The following is a 21148-nucleotide window of genomic DNA, read 5'->3' as shown; positions in this document are numbered from 1 at the left end:
GAAGCGGGGGGAGCTGTGAGGCGGATCACCGAAGGGCGAGGGGGTGGATGTCGTGCTGCGGAATAGCGGCCGGGAGGGAAGCGTTCGTCATGCACGTATCGAGGGTGCCGCCGCACCCGCTGCACCCGTCGATTCCGCCGCGCTCACCGCACCCGCCAAGCCCTTTGCCCCCACACCCGACTCTGCCGCCCTGGAGGCCGCACGCATGACATCGACGACGACGGACCGACTGCCCGAAAGGGCGGCGACGGCCGCCGCGGCTCCGCCACCCGGTGCCACCACGGACGGCCGCCCCGGAGCCCGCAGCGGTATCGTCCCGGTCCTCGCCTTCTCCGGCATCGTCGTCGCGGTGATGCAGACGCTGCTGGTGCCGGTCATCAAGGACCTGCCCGTGCTGCTCAACACGGCGCCCAGCAACGCCACCTGGGTCATGACGGCCACCCTCCTCGCGGGCGCCGTCTCGACTCCGATCATGGGGCGCCTGGGTGACCTCTACGGCAAGCGGCGGATGCTGCTCACCAGTCTCGCGATCATGGTCGTCGGCTCGCTGGTGTGCGGGGTCACCAGCGATCTGCTCACCATGATCGTCGGCCGGGTGCTGCAGGGCTTCGCCATGGGGGCGATCCCGCTCGGCATCGGCATCATGCGGGACCAACTGCCCCGCGAGCGGCTCGGCTCGGCCATGGGCCTGATGAGCTCGTCGATCGGTGTCGGCGGCGGACTCGCGCTGCCCGCCGCGGCCCTGGTCGCCCAGCACGCCGACTGGCACGCCCTGTTCTTCGGCGCCGCCGCGCTCGGCGTGCTGTCGATGCTGCTCACCCTGCTCGTCGTACCGGAGACGTCGGTGCGCGCCTCCGGGCGCTTCGACATCGCCGGTGCCCTCGGGCTGTCCGCCGGTCTGGTGGCCCTGCTGCTGCCGCTCACCAAGGGCAGTGACTGGGGCTGGGGTTCGCCCAGCACCCTCGGCCTCTTCGGTGCCGCGGTGCTGATCCTGGTGCTGTGGGGCGTGCTGGAGCTGCGCCTGGCCGACCCGCTGGTCGATCTGCGGACCACGGCCCGGCGTGAGGTGCTGCTGACCAACCTCGCCTCGATCACCGTCGGTGTGGCGTTCTACGCGATCTCGTTGGTGCTGCCACAGCTGCTGCAACTGCCCAAGTCGACCGGCTACGGCCTCGGTCAGTCGATGGTGGTCGCCGGCCTGTGCGTGGCGCCGCTCGGTCTGACCATGATGTTCGTCGCCCCGCTGTACGCACGGATCGCCGCCCGTCGGGGCCCCAAGGTCTCGCTGCTGCTGGGCATGCTCGTCATAGGCATCGGCTACGGCGCGGGCATCGGTCTGATGGACTCCCCCTGGCAGACCGTCATCATCGCGGTGGTCATCGGCGCCGGTATCGGGCTGGCGTACTCGTCGCTGCCCGCACTGATCGTCGGAGCCGTCGACCCCTCCGAGACCGGCGCCGCCAACGGCCTGAACACCCTGATGCGCTCGATCGGCACCTCCGTCTCCAGCGCGGTGATCGGCATGGTGCTGGCTCGTATGTCCACGCCCATGGGGCCGGTCACGGTCCCCACCATGAGCGGCTTCCGGGTCGCCTTCCTGATCGCCGCCGCCGCGGTCCTCGTCGGCGTCGCCCTGGCGTCCTTCCTGCCGTCGCAGCGCCAGACACCGTCCCGGCCGACCCTGGTCGCCCAGGGCGGGGACGGGACGCCCGACGTACCCGGCGCGGAGGACGCCCCGGCACCGTCCGGCCCGGATGCCGCCGGCTCGCGGTCCGCCACCCCGGCGTCGTCGAAGGCGGCCTCCGCCGCTGCGGCTCTGGATGCCTCCTCTCTGGACGCCCCGCCGCTCGACGCTCAGGCTCCGGACGCCCCGACCGCCGGCCGGTCGGCCGTATCGCACCCCGCTGCTACGCCCGGCCGCCCCGCCGGATTCCACGGCCGGGTCCGGAACGGCTCGGGTGCGCCGGTGGCCGGTGCCAGCATCACCCTGATCGACCGGCGCGGACGGCAGGCCGGCGTCACCACGGCCGCTGCCGACGGCAGTTACGCGCTCGCCGCCCCCACGCCCGGCACCTACGTCCTCACGGGCGCCGCGCCCGGCCACACCCCGCACGCGGCCTCCGCCACCTGGCGGGGCGAGGGCGCCCCGGTCGAGACCGACCTGGTCCTCACGGGCAGTGGCCGGCTGGGCGGCACGCTGCTCGGCGGTGCGGACGGCGCCCCGCTGGGCGACGGCAGCATCGTCGTCACCGACGTCGGTGGCGGGGTGGTCGCCCGTACGACCTCGGACGCGCAGGGCAACTGGGACCTCGCCGCGCTGCCCCCGGGCCGCTACACCCTGGTGCTCGGTGCCCCCGGTCACCGGCCGGAGGCCCGCCCCGTGGAGCTGACCGGTGGCGCCCCGGAGCGGCAGGACGCCCGGCTGCGGCCGGCCCTCGCCGTCCGCGGCACGGTGCGGGACCGGCAGGGGCGGCCGGTCGCCGACGCCGCCGTGACCCTGGTCGGGGACGGCGCCGTCACCGGACACACCGTCACCGGCCCGGGCGGTGCCTTCGCCTTCCATGACCTGAGCGCCGGCCGGTACACCCTCACCGCCACGGGCCACCCGCCGCAGGCCACCCCGATATCCCTGGCCGCCGGCGCCGACGAGGTCCTCGACCTGGACCTCACCCGACCCGCCGGCACGCGCGGCTGACGGTCGGCCCCGCCACCGGTGCGGGGAGGGGGAGAGCCCCGGGCCGGCCTGGACGCCCGAGGGCCTGGACGCTCGGCCCGGCCTGGGCGCCCGGCCCGGCTTGGACGTCCGGGCCCCGCCTGGACGCCGGGATCCGGCTTGAACAACCGGGCCCGGCTTGGACATCCGGGCCCGGCTTGGACGTCTGAGTCCGGCTTGGGCGCCGGGGGCCGGCCTGGGCGCCCGAGTCCGGACGGCCTCCGCACGAGAGCCGCATCCAGCAGTACGGGAGCAAGGGGGCGCGCACGCCAACGGGCCGCCCTGGGGCGGTGGTTGCACCGTGCACGTCCCCACAGCCCACGCGCCGCCCCCGTGTCCCCACACCCGTACGACGTCCCCGCACCGCGCCCCGCACGTCGCCCCCGGCAGGTCGCCCCCCGCACGTCGCCTGCACGCCCCCCGGCTGCCCGCAGCCCTGACCGCTGACAGGGCTTACCGCTGCGCCAACTGCCGTAGCGTCGCCTCGAATTCCTCCTCCAGCGTCCGGCTCGCGGCGTCGCCGTCGCCGGCTGCCACTGCCTCGACCAGCGCCGCGTGCCGGGCGTCGCCGTGCTGCGGGTCCTCGTCGCGCAGCCCCAGCAGCTCCACCAGGTCGATCAGCCCCTGACGCAGCGCAGGGGCGAACTCGCGGAAGAGATCGGTGAGTACCGAGTTGTGCGCGGCGTCTACCGCCGCGGCGTGCAGGGCGATGTCCGCATCGACGAAGGCCGCGTCATCACCGGTGGCGGCGGCCGTACGGCGCCCCTCGAGGGCCGAGCGCAGCGCCGCGACATCGGCGTCCGTGCGGCGGACCGCGGCCAGCCGGGCGGCCTGCAACTCCACCATCGCCCTCACCTCGTAGACATCGGCGACCGCGGCCCGGCGCAGACGGGTGGGCCAGTCCTCGGTGGGTGCGGTGGCGAGCACGAAGACCCCGGCGCCCTGGCGCGGTTGCACCAACCCGGCACCGGCCAGGGCGCGCAGGGCCTCCCGTACGGTCGACCGGCCGACGCCCAGAGCCTTGGCCAGGGTGGTTTCGCCGGGGAGCTTGCTGCCCACCGGCCAGTGCCCTTCGGTGATCCGGTCGCGCAGCCGCTGGGTGGCCTGTTCGACCAGGGGGCTGGGGCGGAGCGCTTCGAGTGACATTCCGAACCTCTCAGGTTGTCTGAGGAGTTGATGCCTGGTTAGTCTACCCGCCATGACGCAGCGGGTCCTCCTCCTCGGCCGCCGCGGCGGGGCCTGACGCGACCGGCACCCCGCCGCGGGGCTCGGTGCTGCCGGTCTCCCTCCGGCTCCTGCGAAGGAACACGATGTCCCGCACCACCCCCCTCACCTCCACCACCCCCCTCACCCCTACCAACCCCCTCACCCCCACCAACCCCCTCACCCCCACCAACCCCGTCGCCCCCACCAACCCCGTCGCCCCCGCCCCGGCCCGTGCCACCGCCCCGCGTACCCCCGCCGGCCCGGTGCCCGCCGACGCACCGGCGTGGAACCCGCAGCGCGGCAGCGCGATGCCCTCCCACCGCTACCGGCCCGCGCACGAGCGGGTCGAGGTGCCGCTCACCGAACGCGCCTGGCCCACCGCCCGGATCGAGCGGGCCCCGCTGTGGGTGCCGGTCGATCTGCGCGACGGCAACCAGGCGCTGGCCGAGCCGATGGACACCCCGCGCAAGCGCCGGCTGTTCGACCTGCTCGTCGCGATGGGCTACAAGGAGATCGAGGTCGCCTACCCCTCCGCGAGCCGCACCGACTTCGACTTCGTACGCCACCTGGCCGAGAGCGGCGCGGTACCGGACGAGGTGACGGTGGTGGTCTTCACCCCGGCACGGCGCGAGCTGATCGACCGGACCTTCGCCGCCGTCGAAGGCCTGCCGCGCGCCGTGGTGCACCTCTACACCGCCACCGCGCCCACGTGGCGTGAGGTGGTGCTCGGCCGCGGCCGCGACGAGGTGCGGGACCTGGTGTACGACGCCGCCCGGCACATGGCCCGCCTGGCCGCCGCCCGCCCGCGGGCCGACCTCCGCTTCCAGTTCTCGCCCGAGGTCTTCAACCTCACCGAGCCCGACCTGGTGCTGGAGATCTGCAACGGTCTGACCGAACTCTGGGACGCCTCCCCGGACCGGCCGGTCACGCACAATCTGCCCGCCACCGTCGAGGTGGCCACGCCCAATGTGTACGCGGACCAGATCGAGTACCTGCACCGCCACCTGGCGCGGCGGGACGCGGTGGTGCTCTCCGTGCACCCGCACAACGACCGCGGCACCGGGGTGGCCTGTGCGGAACTGGCCGTGCTGGCCGGGGCGCAGCGCGTGGAGGGGTGCCTGTTCGGCAACGGGGAGCGCACCGGGAACGTCGACCTGGTCACCCTCGCCCTGAACCTGCACACCCAGGGGGTCGACCCGATGATCGACTTCTCCGACCTCGCCGCGGTCCGCCGCACGGTCGAGGACTGCATCCGGCTGCCCGTCCACCCCCGCCACCCCTACGCCGGCGACCTCGTGCACACCGCCTTCTCCGGTACGCACCAGGACGCCATCAGCAAGGGGCTGGCGCACCACGCCCGGCGCGCCGAAGCGCTGGGGGTGGCGGCGTCCGAGGCGCCGTGGACGGTGCCCTATCTGCCGGTCGACCCCGCCGACCTCGGCTGTACGTACGAGGCGGTCATCCGGGTCAACAGTCAGTCGGGCAAGGGCGGCATCGCCTACCTCCTGCAGGCGCACCACGGCCTGGAGCTGCCGCGGGAGCTGCGCGCCGACTTCTCCCGGGCCGTCCAGGAGGCGACCGACGACAGCGGGCGGGAGGCCGACCCCAAGGAGCTGTGGGAGCTGTTCCGGACCACCTACCTCGCCCCCGGGGAAGACGGTCCGTTGGCCCTCGTCTCCTGGAGCGCCGCCGAGCCCGCACCAGGCGAGCACCGGGTCAGCTGTGTGCTGGAGGGCGGCGCCTACGGGGCGGGCCCACGCACCGCAGAGGGCCGCGGCAACGGGCCGCTGGACGCGTTCGCCGACGCCCTGGCCGGGGCCGGACACCCCCTCGACATCGTCTCCTACACCGGGCACGCGCTCGCTCCGGGCCCGGACAGCGCGGCCATGGCGTACGTCCGGTGCCGTATCGACGGCGTCACCTACTGGGGCGCGGGACAGGACACCTCCGTCCTGACGGCCTCCGTGCGGGCGGTGCTCTCGGCGGTCAACCGGGCGCTGCGGGTCGGCGCCTGTTAGCCCGGGCCAGGCGGGGCCGCAACACCGCCCCGCCCCAGGGCGTGATTTCGGTCGTCTGCGGCCCGGCCGCCCGCCCGCCGATGCGCCACAACACCGTCACCGCCGGTGCACCGGCGGTGACGGTGACACCGGGGGCCCGGAGACCGGCTGTGCGTCGCCCCCCTGCGTCGCCCCCCCTGCGGGGCACGGCTGCGGGCCGACTCATCCGCCCTGGGCGCCGGTGTCCGAGGCCCAGGCGGGGGAGAGCGGTACCGTTACGGGCGATCCGGTGCCCAGCCCGCCGGACACCGGGACCGGCCCCAGGGCCCCGGGAAGTAGGCCGAACCTCGTGGTGCCGCGTCCGCAACTCGGGAGATATCTGCGAGCCTGAGCGACGCACCGGAGTACCGGCTGGTCACGGCGGGTGCCCTGCGCACCGGCGCGTCGGGTGTCCCAACTCGTTAGCGGTGTGTTAGTGCCTCGTTAGCGGACCGGCAGTACCCGGCGCCACGCTGGAAGGACAACGAACGGACCGCACGCACCCGACGAGAACCCGCACCTACCAGACGAGGGGGACACTCATGTCGCTCACCACCAAGCCGCTCGGCCGCGGCCGCCGTGTCGCCGCCGGCTCGCTGATCGCGGTCGCCGCGCTCGCGCTCACCGCCTGCCAGGACGGGCCCGGCGCCGACGCGTCCCGCTCCTCGTCGACCGCCGCCTCCGCCTCGTCCCAGCAGAGCGGCGGCAGTGTCCAGCCGAGCGGTGTCACCCACCCGTCGTCGGCCGGCAGCCAGCACGCATCGGCCTCAGCGGGGGCCTCCGCGGGCGGCCGTACGGGCAAGCCGAACGCCGCCGAGTCGCAGGCCTCGGCGATGTCGGCGTCGGACCGCTGCACCGCCACCCAGATGTCGCTGCGCCTGGGCCCCGCCGACATCGGCGCGGGCAACATCCACTACCCCCTCGTCTTCACCAACAAGGGCAAGAAGGCCTGCACGCTGCGCGGCTTCCCCGGCGTCTCGCTGATCAAGCGCGACGGCTCGTCGGTCGGTAAGCCCGCCACCCGGGAGGGCGGCGCCGGCGCCGTCGTCCGGCTCCAGCCGGGCCAGAGCGCGCACGCCGTGCTGCACACCCTCAACGAGGGCGTCTCGGACACCCCGTGCTGGGCCGAGTCGCAGATCGTCTACGTCTACCCGCCCGGCTCCAAGGAGCCGATGACGACCGGCAGCCGTGGGCTGCGGGTCTGCGGTGGCCGGTTCGACGTGACCGCGGTGGAGGCCGGTTCTCTGGGCTGACGCCGGGACGGTGTGCGCAAGGGCGCCCGAGCACCTCGGGCGCCCTTTGCGCTGCGCGAAACGGGCGGCGTCACCTCAACGGCCCCCGGAGACCGGCCCCGGCCCGGAGCGGGTGTTACCAAGGATTACGGAAGTCTTGAATGAGTGCTTTCGTCGCAATCCGCCGAGGAGACAGCCCATGTCCGCAGCATCACGCACGGCCACCAAGGTCGCAGCGAACGGAAAGCCGTCAGCCGAGGACGAGTCCCCGATCCACATCCTCTGGATCAATGCCGGTCTGAGCTGTGACGGTGACTCGGTGGCGCTCACCGCGGCGACCCAGCCGAGCATCGAGGAGATCGCCCTCAGTGCGCTGCCGGGGCTGCCGAAGATCGCCGTGCACTGGCCGCTGATCGATTTCGAGTGCGGGCCGGTACAGGGTGCGGACACCTTCATCGAGTGGTTCTTCAAGGGCGAACGCGGCGAGATCGACCCCTTCGTGCTGGTCATCGAGGGCTCCATCCCCAACGAGACCATCAAGCCGGAGGGGTACTGGTGCGGGTTCGGCGACGACCCGGAGACCGGCCAGCCGATCACCACCAGTGAGTGGATCGACCGCCTGGCCCCCAAGGCGCTCGCCGTCGTCGCCATCGGTACCTGCGCCACCTACGGCGGCATCCACGCCATGGCCGGCAACCCCACCGGAGCCATGGGCGTGCCCGACTACCTGGGCTGGGACTGGACCTCCAAGGCCGGCATCCCGATCGTCTGCGTCCCCGGCTGCCCCATCAAGCCGGACAACTTCGCCGAGACCCTCACCTACCTGCTCTACCAGGCCACCGGCGCCGCACCGATGATCCCGCTGGACGACCAGCTGCGGCCGTCCTGGCTCTTCGGCAGCACTGTCCACGAGGGCTGCGACCGGGCCGGGTACTACGAGCAGGGGCAGTTCGCCACCACCTACGACTCGCCCAAGTGCTCGGTGAAGCTCGGATGCTGGGGCCCCGTGGTCAAATGCAATGTCCCCAAGCGGGGCTGGATGGACGGCATCGGCGGCTGCCCGAACGTCGGCGGCATCTGCATCGCCTGCACCATGCCGGGGTTCCCCGACAAGTTCATGCCGTTCATGGACGAGCCGCCCGGCGGCAGGGTCTCCAGCACCGCCAGCGCCGCCTACGGCAGCGTGGTCCGTCGGCTGCGCGGCATCACGGCCAAGACCGTCGACAACGAGCCCAAGTGGCGCCATCGCGGCGACCAACTGACCACCGGCTACCGGAAACCGTGGTGACGCGCACCGCGTAGCCGCCCGACGTACGACACACCACGGACTCTCCGTACGGACTCTCCGTTCCGATTCCCTCCCCCTCCCGCGCGCAACAGAGCAACAGAAGGGCAACGGCACACGATGGCACCCACGACGAAGGCGGCCGGAGACGGCAGCGGTCTGACGGAGATGTCCTGGGATCCGATCACCCGGATCGTGGGCAGCCTCGGTATCCACACCAAGATCGATTTCAAGCAGAAGCGGGTGGCGGAGTGCTACAGCACCTCGTCGGTCTTCCGCGGCTACAGCGTCTTCATGCGGGGCAAGGACCCGCGCGACGCCCACTTCATCACCAGCCGGATCTGCGGCATCTGCGGTGACAACCACGCCACCTGCTCGGTCTACACCCAGAACATGGCCTACGGGGTCAAGCCCCCGCACCTGGGCGAGTGGATCATCAACCTCGGCGAGTCCGCGGAGTTCATGTTCGACCACAACATCTTCCAGGAGAACCTGGTCGGGGTCGACTACTGCGAGAAGATGGTCCGCGAGACCAACCCCGGCGTCTGGGAACTCGCCCAGCGCACCGAGGCCCCGCACGCCGCCGAGCACGGCTACCGCACCATCGGCGAGATCATGACCTCCCTCAACCCCCTGGAGGGCGAGTTCTACCGCGAGGCCCTCCAGGTCAGCCGCTACACCCGGGAGATGTTCTGCCTGATGGAGGGCCGCCATGTGCACCCCTCCACGCTCTACCCGGGCGGTGTCGGCACGGTCGCCAGCGTCCAGCTGTTCACCGACTACATGAGCCGGCTGATGCGCTACGTGGAGTTCATGAAGCGCGTCGTACCGCTCCACGACGACCTGTTCGACTTCTTCTACGAGGCGCTCCCCGGCTACGAGGAGGTCGGCCGCCGCCGCGTCCTGCTGGGCTGCTGGGGTGCCTTCAACGACCCCGAGCACTGCGACTTCACCTACCGGAACATGACGGACTGGGGACGGAAGATGTTCGTCACCCCCGGCGTCATCGTGGACGGCAAGCTGGTCACCAACGACCTCACCGAGATCAACCTCGGCATCCGGATCCTGCTGGGCAGCTCCTACTACCAGGACTGGGAGGGCCAGGAGAAGTTCGTCACCCACGACCCCCTCGGCAACCCCATCGACGCCCGGCACCCCTGGAACCAGCACACCATCCCCGCCCCGCAGAAGCGGGACTTCGCCGACAAGTACAGCTGGGTGATGTCCCCGCGCTGGTTCGACGGCAACGAGCACCTGCCGCTGGACACCGGCGGCGGCCCGCTCGCCCGGCTGTGGTCCACCGCGCTGTCCGGCCTGGTCGACACCCCGTACGTCAAGGCCACCGGCCAGAGCGTCACCATCGACCTGCCGCGCACCATGACCAAGCCGGAGGTCCGCTTCGAGTGGAAGATCCCGAAGTGGAGCAACGCCCTGGAGCGCAACCGCGCCCGCACCTACTTCCAGGCGTACGCGGCCGCCATGGCGCTGCACTTCGCCGAGCAGGGCCTGGAAGAGGTCCGGGCCGGACGGACCCAGACCTGGGAGAAGTTCGAGGTCCCCGACGAGTCCATCGGCTGCGGCTTCACCGAGGCGGTGCGGGGCGTCCTCTCCCACCACATGGTCATCCGGGACGGCAAGATCGCCAACTACCACCCGTACCCGCCGACCCCGTGGAACGCCAGCACCCGCGACACCTACGGCACCCCCGGCCCGTACGAGGACGCCGTCCAGAACACCCCCATCTTCGAGGAGAACACCCCGGACAACTTCAAGGGCATCGACATCATGCGCGCGGTGCGCAGCTTCGACCCGTGCCTGCCCTGCGGTGTCCACATGTACGTAGGCAACGGCAGGTCCGTGGAGAAGATGCACGTGCCCACCGGCCTGAGCGGACTCGCCGGATGAGCGCCCCCACCGCGCCGCAGCCGGCGGCCGTCCCGCACGCCGAGGAGGCCGGCCGCCGCGTCGAGGACGTCCTCGACCGGCTCGCCCGGCGCGAGGACCCCGAGGTCAGCGCCGCCGCCGAGGAACTCGTCCGGGTTCTGATGGACTATTACGGCGCCGGGCTGGCCCGGATCGCGCAGCTCCTGCAGCGCACCCGCGACGACGCCGACCTGCGGGCCGCGCTGCTCGGCGACGAGCTGGTGACCAGCCTGCTGGTGCTGCACGATCTGCACCCCGAGCCCGCCGCGGCCCGTATCGACCGCGCCCTGGACAGCGTCCGCCGGCAACACCCCGCCGATCTGGCCGCGTTCGACGCCGACAGCGGAACGCTGCGGCTGCGGCCGGCCGGCACCGGTGGCGGCTGCGGCTGCCCGAGCACCAACCAGGCCGCCCAGCAGGCCGTCGAGGCAGCGGTGGGCTGCTTCGCACCCGAGGTCACCTCGGTGCAGTGGGAGCAGGCCGACGCCCCGTCCGAGCCGGCGTTGCTGCAGATCTCCCGCCGACCGCCGACCGCGGCCACCGCCTCGTGACCGGCCCACAGACGGCGCCCACGCGCCTGGGACCGCGCGCCGCCCACCGCGGGCTGCGCCGGTTCCGTGCGCCCGCACCCCCCGCGCCCGAACGCTGCGAACTGTGCGGGGTGGTACTCGCCGAGCACAACCACCGCCACCTCGTCGACACCAGGAACCGCGCCCTGGCCTGCGCCTGCACCCCCTGTGCGCTGCTCTTCGAGCGCCCCGGCGCCGGTACCGGCCAGTTCCACAGCGTCCCCGACCGCTACCTCGTCGACCCCGACCACACGCTCGACGAGACCGCCTGGGACCTGCTACAGATCCCGGTCGGCGTCGCCTTCTTCCTGCACCACTCCGACCTGGACCGCCTCGTCGCGCTCTACCCCAGCCCGGCCGGCGCCACCGAGAGCGAACTCGACCCGTCGACCTGGCAGACCGTGCTCGCCGGCAGCCGGCTGCCCGCCCTGCTCCGGCCCGACGTCGAGGCGCTGCTGCTGCGCCGCGGTGAAGGCCGCATCGACGTCTACCTGGTGCCGGTCGACGCCTGCTACGAACTCGTGGGCCGGATGCGGCTGTTGTGGCGCGGCTTCGACGGTGGCGCCGAGGCCCGGGCCGCCCTCGGCGACTTCTTCACTACCGTCGCCCACCGAGCCCGCGCCCCCAAGGAGGACGACCGGCCGTGACCGACCTGTCCTTCGAGTGTCCCGGCGTACGCGCCGACCGCTACGCCGCCGCCCCCACCCTCCTCTTCCGGCTCCGCATCGCCGCCGCCGACCCCACCACCCGGGTGCATGCGCTCGCCCTGCGCTGCCAGCTCCGCATCGAACCGGCCCGGCGCGGCTACCGCGCCGACGAGGCCGAGGCGCTCGCCGACCTCTTCGGCGAGCGGTCCCGCTGGGGCAGCACCCTGCACCCCCTCCAGTTCGCCCAGACCTCCCTGGTCGTCCCGGGCTTCACTGGTGAGACCGAGGTGGACCTCCCCGTCCCCTGCAGCTACGACCTGGACGTCGCGGCCGGTCGCTACTTCCACGCGCTGAAGGACGGCGAGATCCCGCTGCTGCTGCTCTTCTCCGGCACGGTCTTCGCCGGCGCCGGCGGCTTCCAGGTCCAACCGGTGCCCTGGCACAAGGAGGCGTCGGTACGGATGCCGGTGACGGTCTGGCAGGAGATGACCGACACCCACTTCCCCGGCTGCGGCTGGCTCCGGCTGCCCCGCGAAACCCTCGACGCGCTGCTCGCCTACCGCTCCCGGCACGCCCTGCCCTCCTGGCAGGCGGCGATCGAGGCGCTGCTGGCCGGCGCCGACGGCCCCGCGCCCCCGTCCACGCCCAGCGCCCGGCTGCTGGCCGGCGCCACCGCCCGTCCCGCCACCGAGAGGACCGCGCCGTGACGACCAGCGCCCCGCCCACCGAACCGGCGGACCGCTTCGCCACCGCCCGCCAGGTGGCGGACGCGGTGCTCTTCGAGGGCTATGTGCTCTACCCCTACCGGGCCTCCGCGGCCAAGAACCGGCTGCGCTGGCAGTTCGGCGTGCTCGTACCGCCGCACTGGGGCGCCGCCGGCGCCGAGCACTCCGCCCAGCGCACCGAGTGCCTGATGGAGCCCCGGCGCGGCGCCCGGCTCTCGGCGGAGGTGCGGTTCCTGCACGCCCAGCGCCGCATTGTCCAACGCCTGGGCACCGATGGTGAGTTCCACACCGTCGACGAACTGGAGCTGCCCGACCGGGTGCTGGTCCCCTGGGACGAGGCCACCGAGGAGCGGGTCACCCTGGAGGCCGACGTCGCCACGCTCACCGGCGAGGGCCTCACCGTCCCTTTCCGCCGGCCGGCGCACGAGGAGACCGAGCCGGTGCACGACGCCGACGGCCGGCGGTTCGGCCGACTGGTCCGCACCCGCGCCGCGGTCGAGGGCCGGGTACGGCTGCGCGCGCAGGAACTCGACGGCCCCTACGCGGCGCTGCGGCTGACCGCCACCGTCGAGAACACCAGCGACTGGACACCGGGCGACGCCGATGCCGACCGGGCCGCGGCGCTGCCGCGCTCGCTGGTCGGCGCGCACCTGCTGATGGCGCTGAGCGCCGGCGCTTTCCTGTCCATGACCGATCCGCCGGAGTGGGCCGCGGCGGCCGTCGCGGCCTGCCGCAACGAGCACACCTGGCCGGTGCTGGCCGGCGCGCCGGGCCGCGCCGATGTGCTGCTGTCCTCCCCGATCATCCTGGAGGACTACCCGGCCATCGCCCCCGAGAGCCCCGGCGCGCTCTACGACGCGCTGGAGATCGACGAGATCCTCGCCCTGCGCACCGCGGCCCTGACCGACCAGGAGAAGCGCGAGGCCCGGGGCACCGATCCGCGCGCCGCCGACGTCATCGAACTCGCCGACACCATGCCGCCCGAGGTCCTGGAGCGGCTGCACGGCGCCGTGCGGGCGCTGCGCGAGGTCACCGGCCCCGACCCCGGCCCGGCCGCGCCCGAGGACCCGTTCGCCGCCCCCGAGGTGCCCGGCGTCCGCCCGGACACCCCCTGGTGGGACCCGGAGAGCGACCGCAGCGTGGACCCCGTCCGCGACCGGATCACCGTCGACGGTCAGCAGGTCGGCGCCGGCAGCCGGGTGTTGCTCAAGCCCGGCCGGCGCCGCACCGATGCCCAGGACCTCTTCCTCCACGGTCGGGCCGCACAGGTCGAGGCGGTGCTGCACGACGTCGACGGCGGGGTGCACCTCGCGGTGACCGTGGAGGGCGACCCGGGCGCCGACATCCGGCGGGAGCAGGGCCGGTTCCTCTACTTCCAACCCGATGAGATCGCCCCTGTGGAGGACGCGTGAACGCCGACGCACCCGTTGCCGGGCCGCCCGCGAAGACCCTGATCGCCGGCGTCGGCAACATCTTCCTCGGCGACGACGGCTTCGGCGTCGAGGCCGTCCGCCGGCTCGGTGCACACCCCCTGCCCGAGGGCGTCGAGGTGGTCGACGCCGGCATCCGGGGCATCCACCTCGCCTACCAGATGCTGGACGGCTACCACACCGTGCTGCTGGTGGACACCACCGCGCGCGGCGCCGAACCCGGCACCCTCCATCTGCTCGACGCCACCGACCCGGCCACCGCCCGCCCCCGCAGCACGGCGCTCGACGGCCACCACATGACCCCCGATGCCGTGCTCGCGCTGCTGGACACGCTCAGCGCGGGCACCGGCGGCCGGCGCCCCCGGCGCGTCTTGGTCGTCGGCTGCGAACCCGCCGAGGTCGCCGAGGGCATCGGCCTGAGCCGGCCGGTCGACGCCGCCGCCGACGAGGCGGTGCGGCTGATCCGGCAACTCGTCGGCGCGACCGGGGCCGAGGCCACCGACGCACCGGCGGACGACGCCGCGGACGCACCGGAAGCGGCGGCCGGAGACCGCCCCGCGGCGTCCCCCGACCCCGAACCGGCGGAACCGGCCGGCGAGGAGCCGGCCCCCGTCGCCGCAGGTCCCCACACCACGGAGAGGAACACCACACCATGCTGAAGTTCGTTCTGAGCGGCGCGGCCGCCGCCGCCTTCGCCCTCATCCTGAAGTCCGTACTGCCCGACGTCAGGCGGTATCTGCGCATGCGGTCCATGTGAGCGGAGCGCGCTGCACCGAACGGCGTACGCCACCGTGCCGCCCCGGCGAGGCATCCGGTCCGCCCCGTGGCGGCGCCGTCTAATGAAGCCGAGCGGCACCCGGTCGTCCCCGCACCAGAGAGAAACCGATGCACGAGATGTCCATCGCGCTTGCGGTCGTGGACCAGGTCGAGGGCGCGGCACGGCCTCCCGGGGCCACCGCGGTCCGCAGCGTCCGGCTGCAGGTCGGCGAACTGGCCGGAGTGGTCCCGGACGCGCTGGCCTTCTCCTTCGAACTCGCCTGTGCGGGGACGGCGCTGGAAGGCGCCGACCTCGAACTGGACCCGGTCCCGGCCCGCGCCCGCTGTGGCCCCTGCGCCCGCGCCTGGCCCACCGGAATGCCGCCCCGGCTCAGCTGCCCGGGCTGCGGCGGCGCGACGGCCGAGCTGCTGTCCGGCCGTGAACTGCAGATCGTCAGCGTGTGCTGGAACGACACCCCGGCACATCCCCCGATGCGTCAGGAGCGCTGAACCATGTGCCGAGTCGTCGACCTGCAACAGGCGGTCCTCGCCAAGAACGACGCCTGTGCCCACACCCTGCGCGAGGACCTCGCCGCCCGGGGCACCGCGGTGGTCAATCTGCTCTCCAGCCCCGGCAGCGGGAAGACCGCCCTGCTGGAGGGCGAACTGGCCCTCGCCCGCAGCCGTGGCGTCCCGGTCGCCGCACTCACCGCCGACCTGGCCACCGAGAACGACGCGGTGCGCCTGGCCCGCTCCGGAGTCCCCGTCAAACAGATCCTCACCGACGGGCTGTGCCACCTGGAGGCCGAGATGCTGGGCGGGCACCTGCACGGCTGGCTGCCCGCCGACACCCGGCTGCTGTTCATCGAGAACGTCGGAAACCTCGTCTGCCCGGCCTCCTACGACCTGGGGGAGACCCTGCGGGTGGTGCTGGCCTCGGTGACCGAGGGCGAGGACAAGCCGCTCAAGTACCCGACGGCCTTTGGGCTGGCTCATCTCGTCGTGGTCACCAAGACGGACATCGCCGATGCGGTCTCCTTCGACGAGGCCGAGTTCCGCGCCAACGTCCAGCGGGTCAACCCCGGCGTGGAGGTCGTGCTCACCTCGGTGCGTGCCGAGGAGGGCACCGGGGTACTGCTGGACCGGGCGCTCGCGGCGCGTGACGGCGCACCGGTCCACATCCCCGTCATGACGCGCAAGTCCCACCACGTCCACGACGCCGAGGACCCCCGCCCGCACGACGAGTCCCACTCCCACGGTCACGGTCCGGGGCATGCCCACGAGCACGGACCTGCGCACCGCCACGACCACCCGCACGACCACAGCCACGACCACAGCCACGGCCACGAACACGGTCATGACCATGCGCACGCCCCGCACGGCGCGGGCGATCACTCCCACCGGGCCGGCCCCGGTTCCGTGGCACCGAGCCGCTCATGACCACCGGGCAGGTCGACGCCACCCCCGCCAACGCTGCCGCCCCCGCGCCGGCTGCCGCCCCCGCGCCGGCCGCCGCACGCCGCCGGATCACCGTGCGCGGCGTCGTCCAGGGCGTGGGCTTCCGTCCGTTCGTGCACACCCTCGCCACCGGACTGGGCCTCGTGGGCCATGTCACCAACACCGGTGAGGGTGTGGTCACCGAGGTCGAGGGCGCGCCCGAGGCGCTGGCCCGCTTCGGCGAACGGATCGGTCGCGAGGCGCCGCCGCTGGCCGTGGTCGAGGCCGTCGATGGCGAGGACATCGCCCCGGTCGGCGACGCCGGATTCCACATCCGGCCCTCCCGCAGCCACGGCCCGTCCCGCACCCTGGTCTCCCCGGACGCCGCCACCTGCGACGCCTGCCTCGCCGAGCTGACCGACCCGGCCGACCGCCGGTACCGGCACCCCTTCCTGACCTGTACGCACTGCGGGCCGCGGTTCACCATCGTCAACGGCGTCCCGTACGACCGCGCGCTGACCACCATGGACCGCTTCCCGATGTGCCGGCGCTGCGCGGCGGAGTACGCGGACCCCGCCGATCGGCGCTTCCACGCCCAGCCGATCGCCTGCCACGACTGCGGCCCCCGCCTGCGGCTCCTGCTCGCCGACCCCGCGGACCGCACCGGTCCGCAGCGGCCCGCCGAGGACACCGACCCGATCGCCGGCACCCGCCGGCTGCTCGCCGACGGGGCGATCGTCGCGGTCAAGGGGCTCGGCGGCTACCACCTGGTCTGTGACGCCGCTGCCGACGCCGCCGTCACCCTGCTGCGCCGCCGCAAGGCCCGTGGCGACAAACCGTTCGCCCTGATGGCCCGTCATATCGCGGACATCGAGCACCTGGTGCGGGTCACGGCCGGGGAACGGGCACTGCTCACCGGCCCCCAGCGCCCGATCGTCCTGCTGCGCCGGATCCCCGGCCCCCCGCCGGGTTCCGACGCGCCGGTGCTGTCCGGGGCCGTGGCGCCCGGCAGCCCCGACCTCGGCGTGATGCTCCCGTACACCCCGCTGCACCATCTGCTGCTCGGGCTGCCCGGCGACCCGCCCGGTCCCCGGCTGCTGGTGATGACCAGCGGCAACCTCGCGGGCGAACCGATCGTCACCGACGACGAGGAGGCCCTGCGCCGGCTGGCGCGGCTCGCCGACGCCTGGCTCATCCACGACCGGGCGATCCGGATCCCCTGCGACGACTCCGTCGTCCGGATCAGCGACGGGGAACCGCTGTTCGTCCGGCGTTCCCGCGGCCATGCGCCGTTCCCCGTCCCGCTCCCGGTGCCGGTGCGGCCCGCGCTGGCGGCCGGCGGCGACCTCAAGAACGTGCTGTGCCTGGCCGAGGGGCGGCGCGCCTGGCTGTCCGCGCACATCGGCGACATGGACGACTTCGCCACCCAGCTCGCCTTCGAGGAGGCCGAGGCGCACCTGGAGACGGTCACCGGGGTCCGCCCCCAGCTGCTCGCGGCCGACCGGCACCCCGGCTACCGCTCCGGCCAGTGGGCCCAGCGGCACACCGCAGGCCGCCCGCTGGTGCGCGTCCAGCACCACCACGCGCACATCGCCGCCGCCATGGCCGAACACGGCCTCGACGGCAGCCGCCCGGTCATCGGCGTCGCCTTCGACGGCACCGGCTACGGCGATGACCACGCCGTATGGGGTGGTGAGGTGCTGCTCGCCGACTACGACGGCTACCGCCGCTTCGGGCAGCTCGCCTACGTCCCGCTGCCCGGCGGCGACACCACCGTCCGGCGCCCCTACCGCATGGCGCTGTCCCATCTGCGCGCCGCCGGCCTGGACTGGGCCGAGGACCTGCCGCCGGTGGCGGCCTGCCCGCCCGAAGAACGCCGGCTGCTGGCACGGCAGTTGGAGCGCGACCTCAACTGCGTGCCCACCTCCAGCATGGGCCGTCTCTTCGACGCCGTCTCCTCGCTCGCCGGGATCTGCCACCGCGCCGGGTACGAGGCCCAGGCCGCCGTCGAACTGGAGGCCGCGGCCCTGACCGCCGACGAGGACGACGGCGGATACCCCTTCGACCTGCGCGCCGCGCCTCCCGGGCCGCGGGGCCCGGCGGCGGCCGACACCGTCGCCGATCCGGCCCCGCTGCTGGCCGCCGTGGTCGCGGACGTCCGCGCGGGCACCGACCCGGCGCTGATCGCGGCCCGCTTCCACACCGCGGTGGCCGGGCTCGTACGGCGCTGCTGCGGCCAGGCCCGGGAGCGCACCGGCCTGGAGACGGTCGCCCTGACCGGTGGGGTCTTCGCCAACTCCCTGCTGGCCGAGGCCACCGCCGCGCTACTGCGGCGCGACGGCTTCACCGTCCTGCGCCACCGCCGCGTCCCGCCCAACGACGGGGGACTGGCGCTCGGCCAGATCGTCGTGGCGGCGCGCACCACACCCCTGTACGGCGGGGTGGGGCTGCCCTGACCGGCCACGCGGCCGAGGCGGCCGTAACGCATCCATGACGAGGAGAGGCCCATGTGCCTGGCGGTACCCGGCAAGGTTTTGGACATCGAGGAGCGGGACGGCACCAAGATGGCCACCGTCGACTTCGGCGGGGTGGTCAAGGAGGTGTGCCTGGAGTACGTCCCGGATCTGCAGGTCGGCGAGTACGCCATCGTCCACGTCGGCTTCGCGCTGCAGCGGCTGGACGAGGAGTCGGCCCGGCAGACCCTCGCCCTCTTTGAGGAACTCGGCCTGCTCCAGGAGGAGTTCGGCGACCCCTGGGAGGCGGCCGCGGCCCAGGGCGCGGTCGCCGGGACGGGCAGCGGCCCCGCGGCCACGGTGAGCACGACGGCGCAGGAGGCGCGGCAGTGAAGTACATCGACGAGTTCCAGAACCCCGAGCTGGCTCGCCGGCTGCTGGACGACATCCACGCCACGGTGACCCGGCCTTGGGCCCTGATGGAGGTCTGCGGCGGCCAGACGCACACCATCATCCGGCACGGTATCGACCAACTCCTGCCGGATCAGGTCGAGTTGATCCACGGCCCGGGTTGCCCGGTCTGTGTCACACCGCTGGAGGTCATCGACAAGGCCCTGGAGATCGCCGCCCGGCCGGGCGTGATCTTCTGCTCCTTCGGGGACATGCTCCGGGTCCCCGGCAGCGACCGCGACCTGTTCCGGGTGCGCAGCGAGGGCGGCGACGTCCGCGTCGTCTACTCCCCGCTGGACGCCCTCAAGGTCGCCCAGCAGAACCCCGACCGCCAGGTGGTGTTCTTCGGCATCGGCTTCGAAACCACCGCCCCGCCCAATGCCATGACGGTCTATCAGGCCCGCAAGCTGGGCATCCGCAACTTCAGTCTGCTGGTCTCGCACGTCCGGGTGCCGCCCGCCATCGAGGCGATCATGACGTCGCCCAGCTGCCGGGTCCAGGCGTTCCTCGCCGCCGGCCACGTCTGTAGCGTGATGGGCCTGGGCGAGTACCCGGCCCTCGCCGACCGCTTCGAGGTCCCGATCGTGGTCACCGGATTCGAGCCGCTGGACATCCTGGAGGGCGTCCGCCGCACCGTCCGCCAGCTGGAGCGCGGTGAACACACCGTGGACAACGCCTATCCGCGGGCGGTCCGCGCCGAGGGCAACCCGGCCGCCCGGGCCATGCTGGACGACGTCTTCGAGGTCACCGACCGCTCCTGGCGCGGCATCGGCACCATCCCCGCCAGCGGCTGGCGGCTCTCGGAGCGCTACCGCGACTACGACGCCGAGCACCGCTTCTCCGTCGAGGGCATCACCACCCGCGAACCGGCCGCCTGCCGCAGCGGCGAGGTCCTGCAAGGGCTCATCAAGCCGCACGAGTGCGCCGCGTTCGGCACCGCCTGCACCCCGCGCACGCCCCTCGGGGCCACCATGGTCTCCAGCGAGGGGGCCTGCGCCGCCTACTACCTGTACCGCCGACTCGGCACCCCGCCCACCCCGCTGGAGGCGAGCCCCGTTGCCTGACACCTCGCACACCGCACTCAACGGCCCGACCCCGGCCGACCGCGGCCTGCCCACCGTCGACATCTCCGGCTGGACCTGCCCGGCCCCGCTGCGCGACCAGCCGCGGGTGGTCATGGGGCACGGCGGGGGCGGGGCGCTCTCCGCCGAGCTCGTCCAGCAGATCTTCGTCCCGGCCTTCGGCGGCGAGGTCCTCGCCCAGCTCGGCGACTCCGCCGCGGTGTCGCTGGGCGGTACCCGGCTGGCGTTCTCCACGGACTCCTTCGTCGTCCGGCCGCTGTTCTTCCCCGGCGGCAGCATCGGCGACCTCGCCGTCAACGGCACCGTCAACGACCTGGCCATGAGCGGCGCCCGGGCCGCCTACCTCTCCTGCGGCTTCATCCTGGAGGAGGGCGTGGAGATGCCGGTGGTCGCCGGGGTCGCGGACGCGATGGGGGCCGCCGCCCGGGCCGCCGGCGTCGAGGTGGCCACCGGCGACACCAAGGTGGTCGAGGCGGGCCACGGCGACGGCGTCTACATCAACACCGCCGGCATCGGGTTGATCCCGGCCGGTGTCGACCTCCGCCCGCAGCGGGTGGTGCCCGGCGACGTGATCATCGTCAGCGGCGACATCGGCGTCCACGGCGTGGCGATCATGAGCGTCCGGGAGGGCCTGGAGTTCGGCGTCGAGATCGAGAGCGACTGCGCGGCCCTCGGGGGCCTGGTCGAGACCATGCTCGCGGTCACGCCCGATCTGCATGTGCTGCGCGACCCCACCCGCGGCGGCCTGGCCGCTGCGCTGTGCGAGATCGCCACCGCCTCCTGCACCGGCATCGTCATCCAGGAGCGCAGCATCCCCGTGCCGTCGGCCGTCGCCAACGCCTGCGCCGTCCTGGGCCTGGACCCGATGTACGTCGCCAACGAGGGCAAGCTGGTCGCCTTCGTCCCGCGCGAGCACGCCGACGCCGTGCTCGCCGCGATGCGCGCCCACCCCCTCGGCGCCGGCGCCACCGTGATCGGCGAGGCGGTGGAGACCCACCCCGGCATGGTCGTCGCCCGCACCCCGCTGGGTGGCACCCGCGTGGTCGACCTGCCGCTGGGGGAGCAGCTGCCCCGCATCTGCTGAACCACCGTACGGACAGGGGCGCGGGGGGGGGGGGGGGGGGCCCGCCCCCCCCCCCCCCCCCCGGGGGCCCCCCCCCCCCCCCCCCCCACCCCCCCCCCCCCCCCCAACCAACAGGACAGT

17 protein-coding genes are annotated in these 21148 nt (G+C 73.5%); 16 read left to right on the top strand and 1 reads right to left on the bottom strand.

Annotation, left to right across the window (positions count from 1 at the left end):
* Window positions 1-205: 205 nt before the first annotated feature.
* On the top strand, window positions 206-2695 hold the full coding sequence (locus tag AB0G84_RS26850; RefSeq protein ID WP_361325858.1) for an MFS transporter: 2490 nt from the start codon (window positions 206-208) through the stop codon (window positions 2693-2695).
* 471 nt (window positions 2696-3166) lie between these two features.
* On the opposite strand, the gene AB0G84_RS26845 is transcribed toward AB0G84_RS26850, so the two are convergent.
* Window positions 3167-3859: an FCD domain-containing protein gene (locus tag AB0G84_RS26845; protein WP_361325855.1), complete on the bottom strand. Its 693-nt coding sequence runs from the start codon at window positions 3857-3859 to the stop codon at window positions 3167-3169.
* A 368-nt stretch (window positions 3860-4227) separates the two neighbouring features.
* Between AB0G84_RS26845 and leuA the strand changes: the two genes are divergently transcribed.
* The 15 genes from leuA to hypE all read left to right on the top strand — a co-directional run bounded on the left by leuA (window position 4228) and on the right by hypE (window position 21028).
* Complete coding sequence (leuA, locus tag AB0G84_RS26840) at window positions 4228-5937, top strand: 2-isopropylmalate synthase (protein WP_361326137.1); 1710 nt, start codon at window positions 4228-4230, stop codon at window positions 5935-5937.
* Window positions 5938-6497: 560 nt separating this feature from the next.
* Complete coding sequence (locus AB0G84_RS26835; protein ID WP_361325852.1) at window positions 6498-7208, top strand: DUF4232 domain-containing protein; 711 nt, start codon at window positions 6498-6500, stop codon at window positions 7206-7208.
* A 178-nt stretch (window positions 7209-7386) separates the two neighbouring features.
* Entirely contained in the window at window positions 7387-8475 is a 1089-nt protein-coding gene (locus AB0G84_RS26830) for a hydrogenase expression protein HypE (RefSeq protein ID WP_361325849.1), read from the top strand.
* 117 nt (window positions 8476-8592) lie between these two features.
* Window positions 8593-10377 (top strand): nickel-dependent hydrogenase large subunit, encoded by a 1785-nt coding sequence (locus tag AB0G84_RS26825; RefSeq protein ID WP_361325846.1) that lies wholly within the window; start codon window positions 8593-8595, stop codon window positions 10375-10377.
* Window positions 10374-10946 (top strand): hypothetical protein, encoded by a 573-nt coding sequence (locus AB0G84_RS26820; RefSeq protein WP_361325843.1) that lies wholly within the window; start codon window positions 10374-10376, stop codon window positions 10944-10946. Before AB0G84_RS26825 ends, AB0G84_RS26820 begins: the two co-directional genes overlap by 4 nt.
* Window positions 10943-11611, top strand: coding sequence for a DUF5947 family protein (locus AB0G84_RS26815; protein ID WP_361325841.1), 669 nt, complete (start codon window positions 10943-10945; stop codon window positions 11609-11611). The genes AB0G84_RS26820 and AB0G84_RS26815 overlap by 4 nt, the downstream gene beginning before the upstream one ends.
* Complete coding sequence (locus AB0G84_RS26810) at window positions 11608-12318, top strand: DUF6084 family protein (protein WP_361325838.1); 711 nt, start codon at window positions 11608-11610, stop codon at window positions 12316-12318. The genes AB0G84_RS26815 and AB0G84_RS26810 overlap by 4 nt, the downstream gene beginning before the upstream one ends.
* Window positions 12315-13748: a hypothetical protein gene (locus tag AB0G84_RS26805; protein WP_361325835.1), complete on the top strand. Its 1434-nt coding sequence runs from the start codon at window positions 12315-12317 to the stop codon at window positions 13746-13748. The genes AB0G84_RS26810 and AB0G84_RS26805 overlap by 4 nt, the downstream gene beginning before the upstream one ends.
* Window positions 13745-14425, top strand: a complete 681-nt coding sequence (locus AB0G84_RS26800) for a hydrogenase maturation protease (protein WP_361325833.1) — start codon at window positions 13745-13747, stop codon at window positions 14423-14425. The genes AB0G84_RS26805 and AB0G84_RS26800 overlap by 4 nt, the downstream gene beginning before the upstream one ends.
* Window positions 14426-14651: 226 nt before the next feature.
* A complete protein-coding gene (locus tag AB0G84_RS26795) occupies window positions 14652-15032 on the top strand; it encodes a hydrogenase maturation nickel metallochaperone HypA (protein WP_361325830.1) in 381 nt (126 codons plus the stop codon).
* Between the two features lie 3 nt (window positions 15033-15035).
* Complete coding sequence (gene hypB, locus AB0G84_RS26790) at window positions 15036-15962, top strand: hydrogenase nickel incorporation protein HypB (RefSeq protein WP_361325828.1); 927 nt, start codon at window positions 15036-15038, stop codon at window positions 15960-15962.
* Complete coding sequence (gene hypF, locus AB0G84_RS26785; protein ID WP_361325825.1) at window positions 15959-18415, top strand: carbamoyltransferase HypF; 2457 nt, start codon at window positions 15959-15961, stop codon at window positions 18413-18415. Before hypB ends, hypF begins: the two co-directional genes overlap by 4 nt.
* A 51-nt stretch (window positions 18416-18466) precedes the next feature.
* Window positions 18467-18805, top strand: coding sequence for a HypC/HybG/HupF family hydrogenase formation chaperone (locus tag AB0G84_RS26780; RefSeq protein WP_361325822.1), 339 nt, complete (start codon window positions 18467-18469; stop codon window positions 18803-18805).
* Window positions 18802-19926, top strand: coding sequence for a hydrogenase formation protein HypD (gene hypD, locus AB0G84_RS26775; RefSeq protein ID WP_361325819.1), 1125 nt, complete (start codon window positions 18802-18804; stop codon window positions 19924-19926). The genes AB0G84_RS26780 and hypD overlap by 4 nt, the downstream gene beginning before the upstream one ends.
* A 46-nt stretch (window positions 19927-19972) precedes the next feature.
* Window positions 19973-21028: a hydrogenase expression/formation protein HypE gene (hypE, locus tag AB0G84_RS26770; protein ID WP_361326134.1), complete on the top strand. Its 1056-nt coding sequence runs from the start codon at window positions 19973-19975 to the stop codon at window positions 21026-21028.
* Window positions 21029-21148 lie beyond the last annotated feature (120 nt).

Source organism: Streptomyces sp. NPDC020742, from assembly GCF_040641675.1.
Classification (GTDB): domain Bacteria; phylum Actinomycetota; class Actinomycetes; order Streptomycetales; family Streptomycetaceae; genus Streptomyces.
Note: the sequence above shows the minus strand (reverse complement) of the source record. Positions and strands in the feature narration are given on the sequence as shown.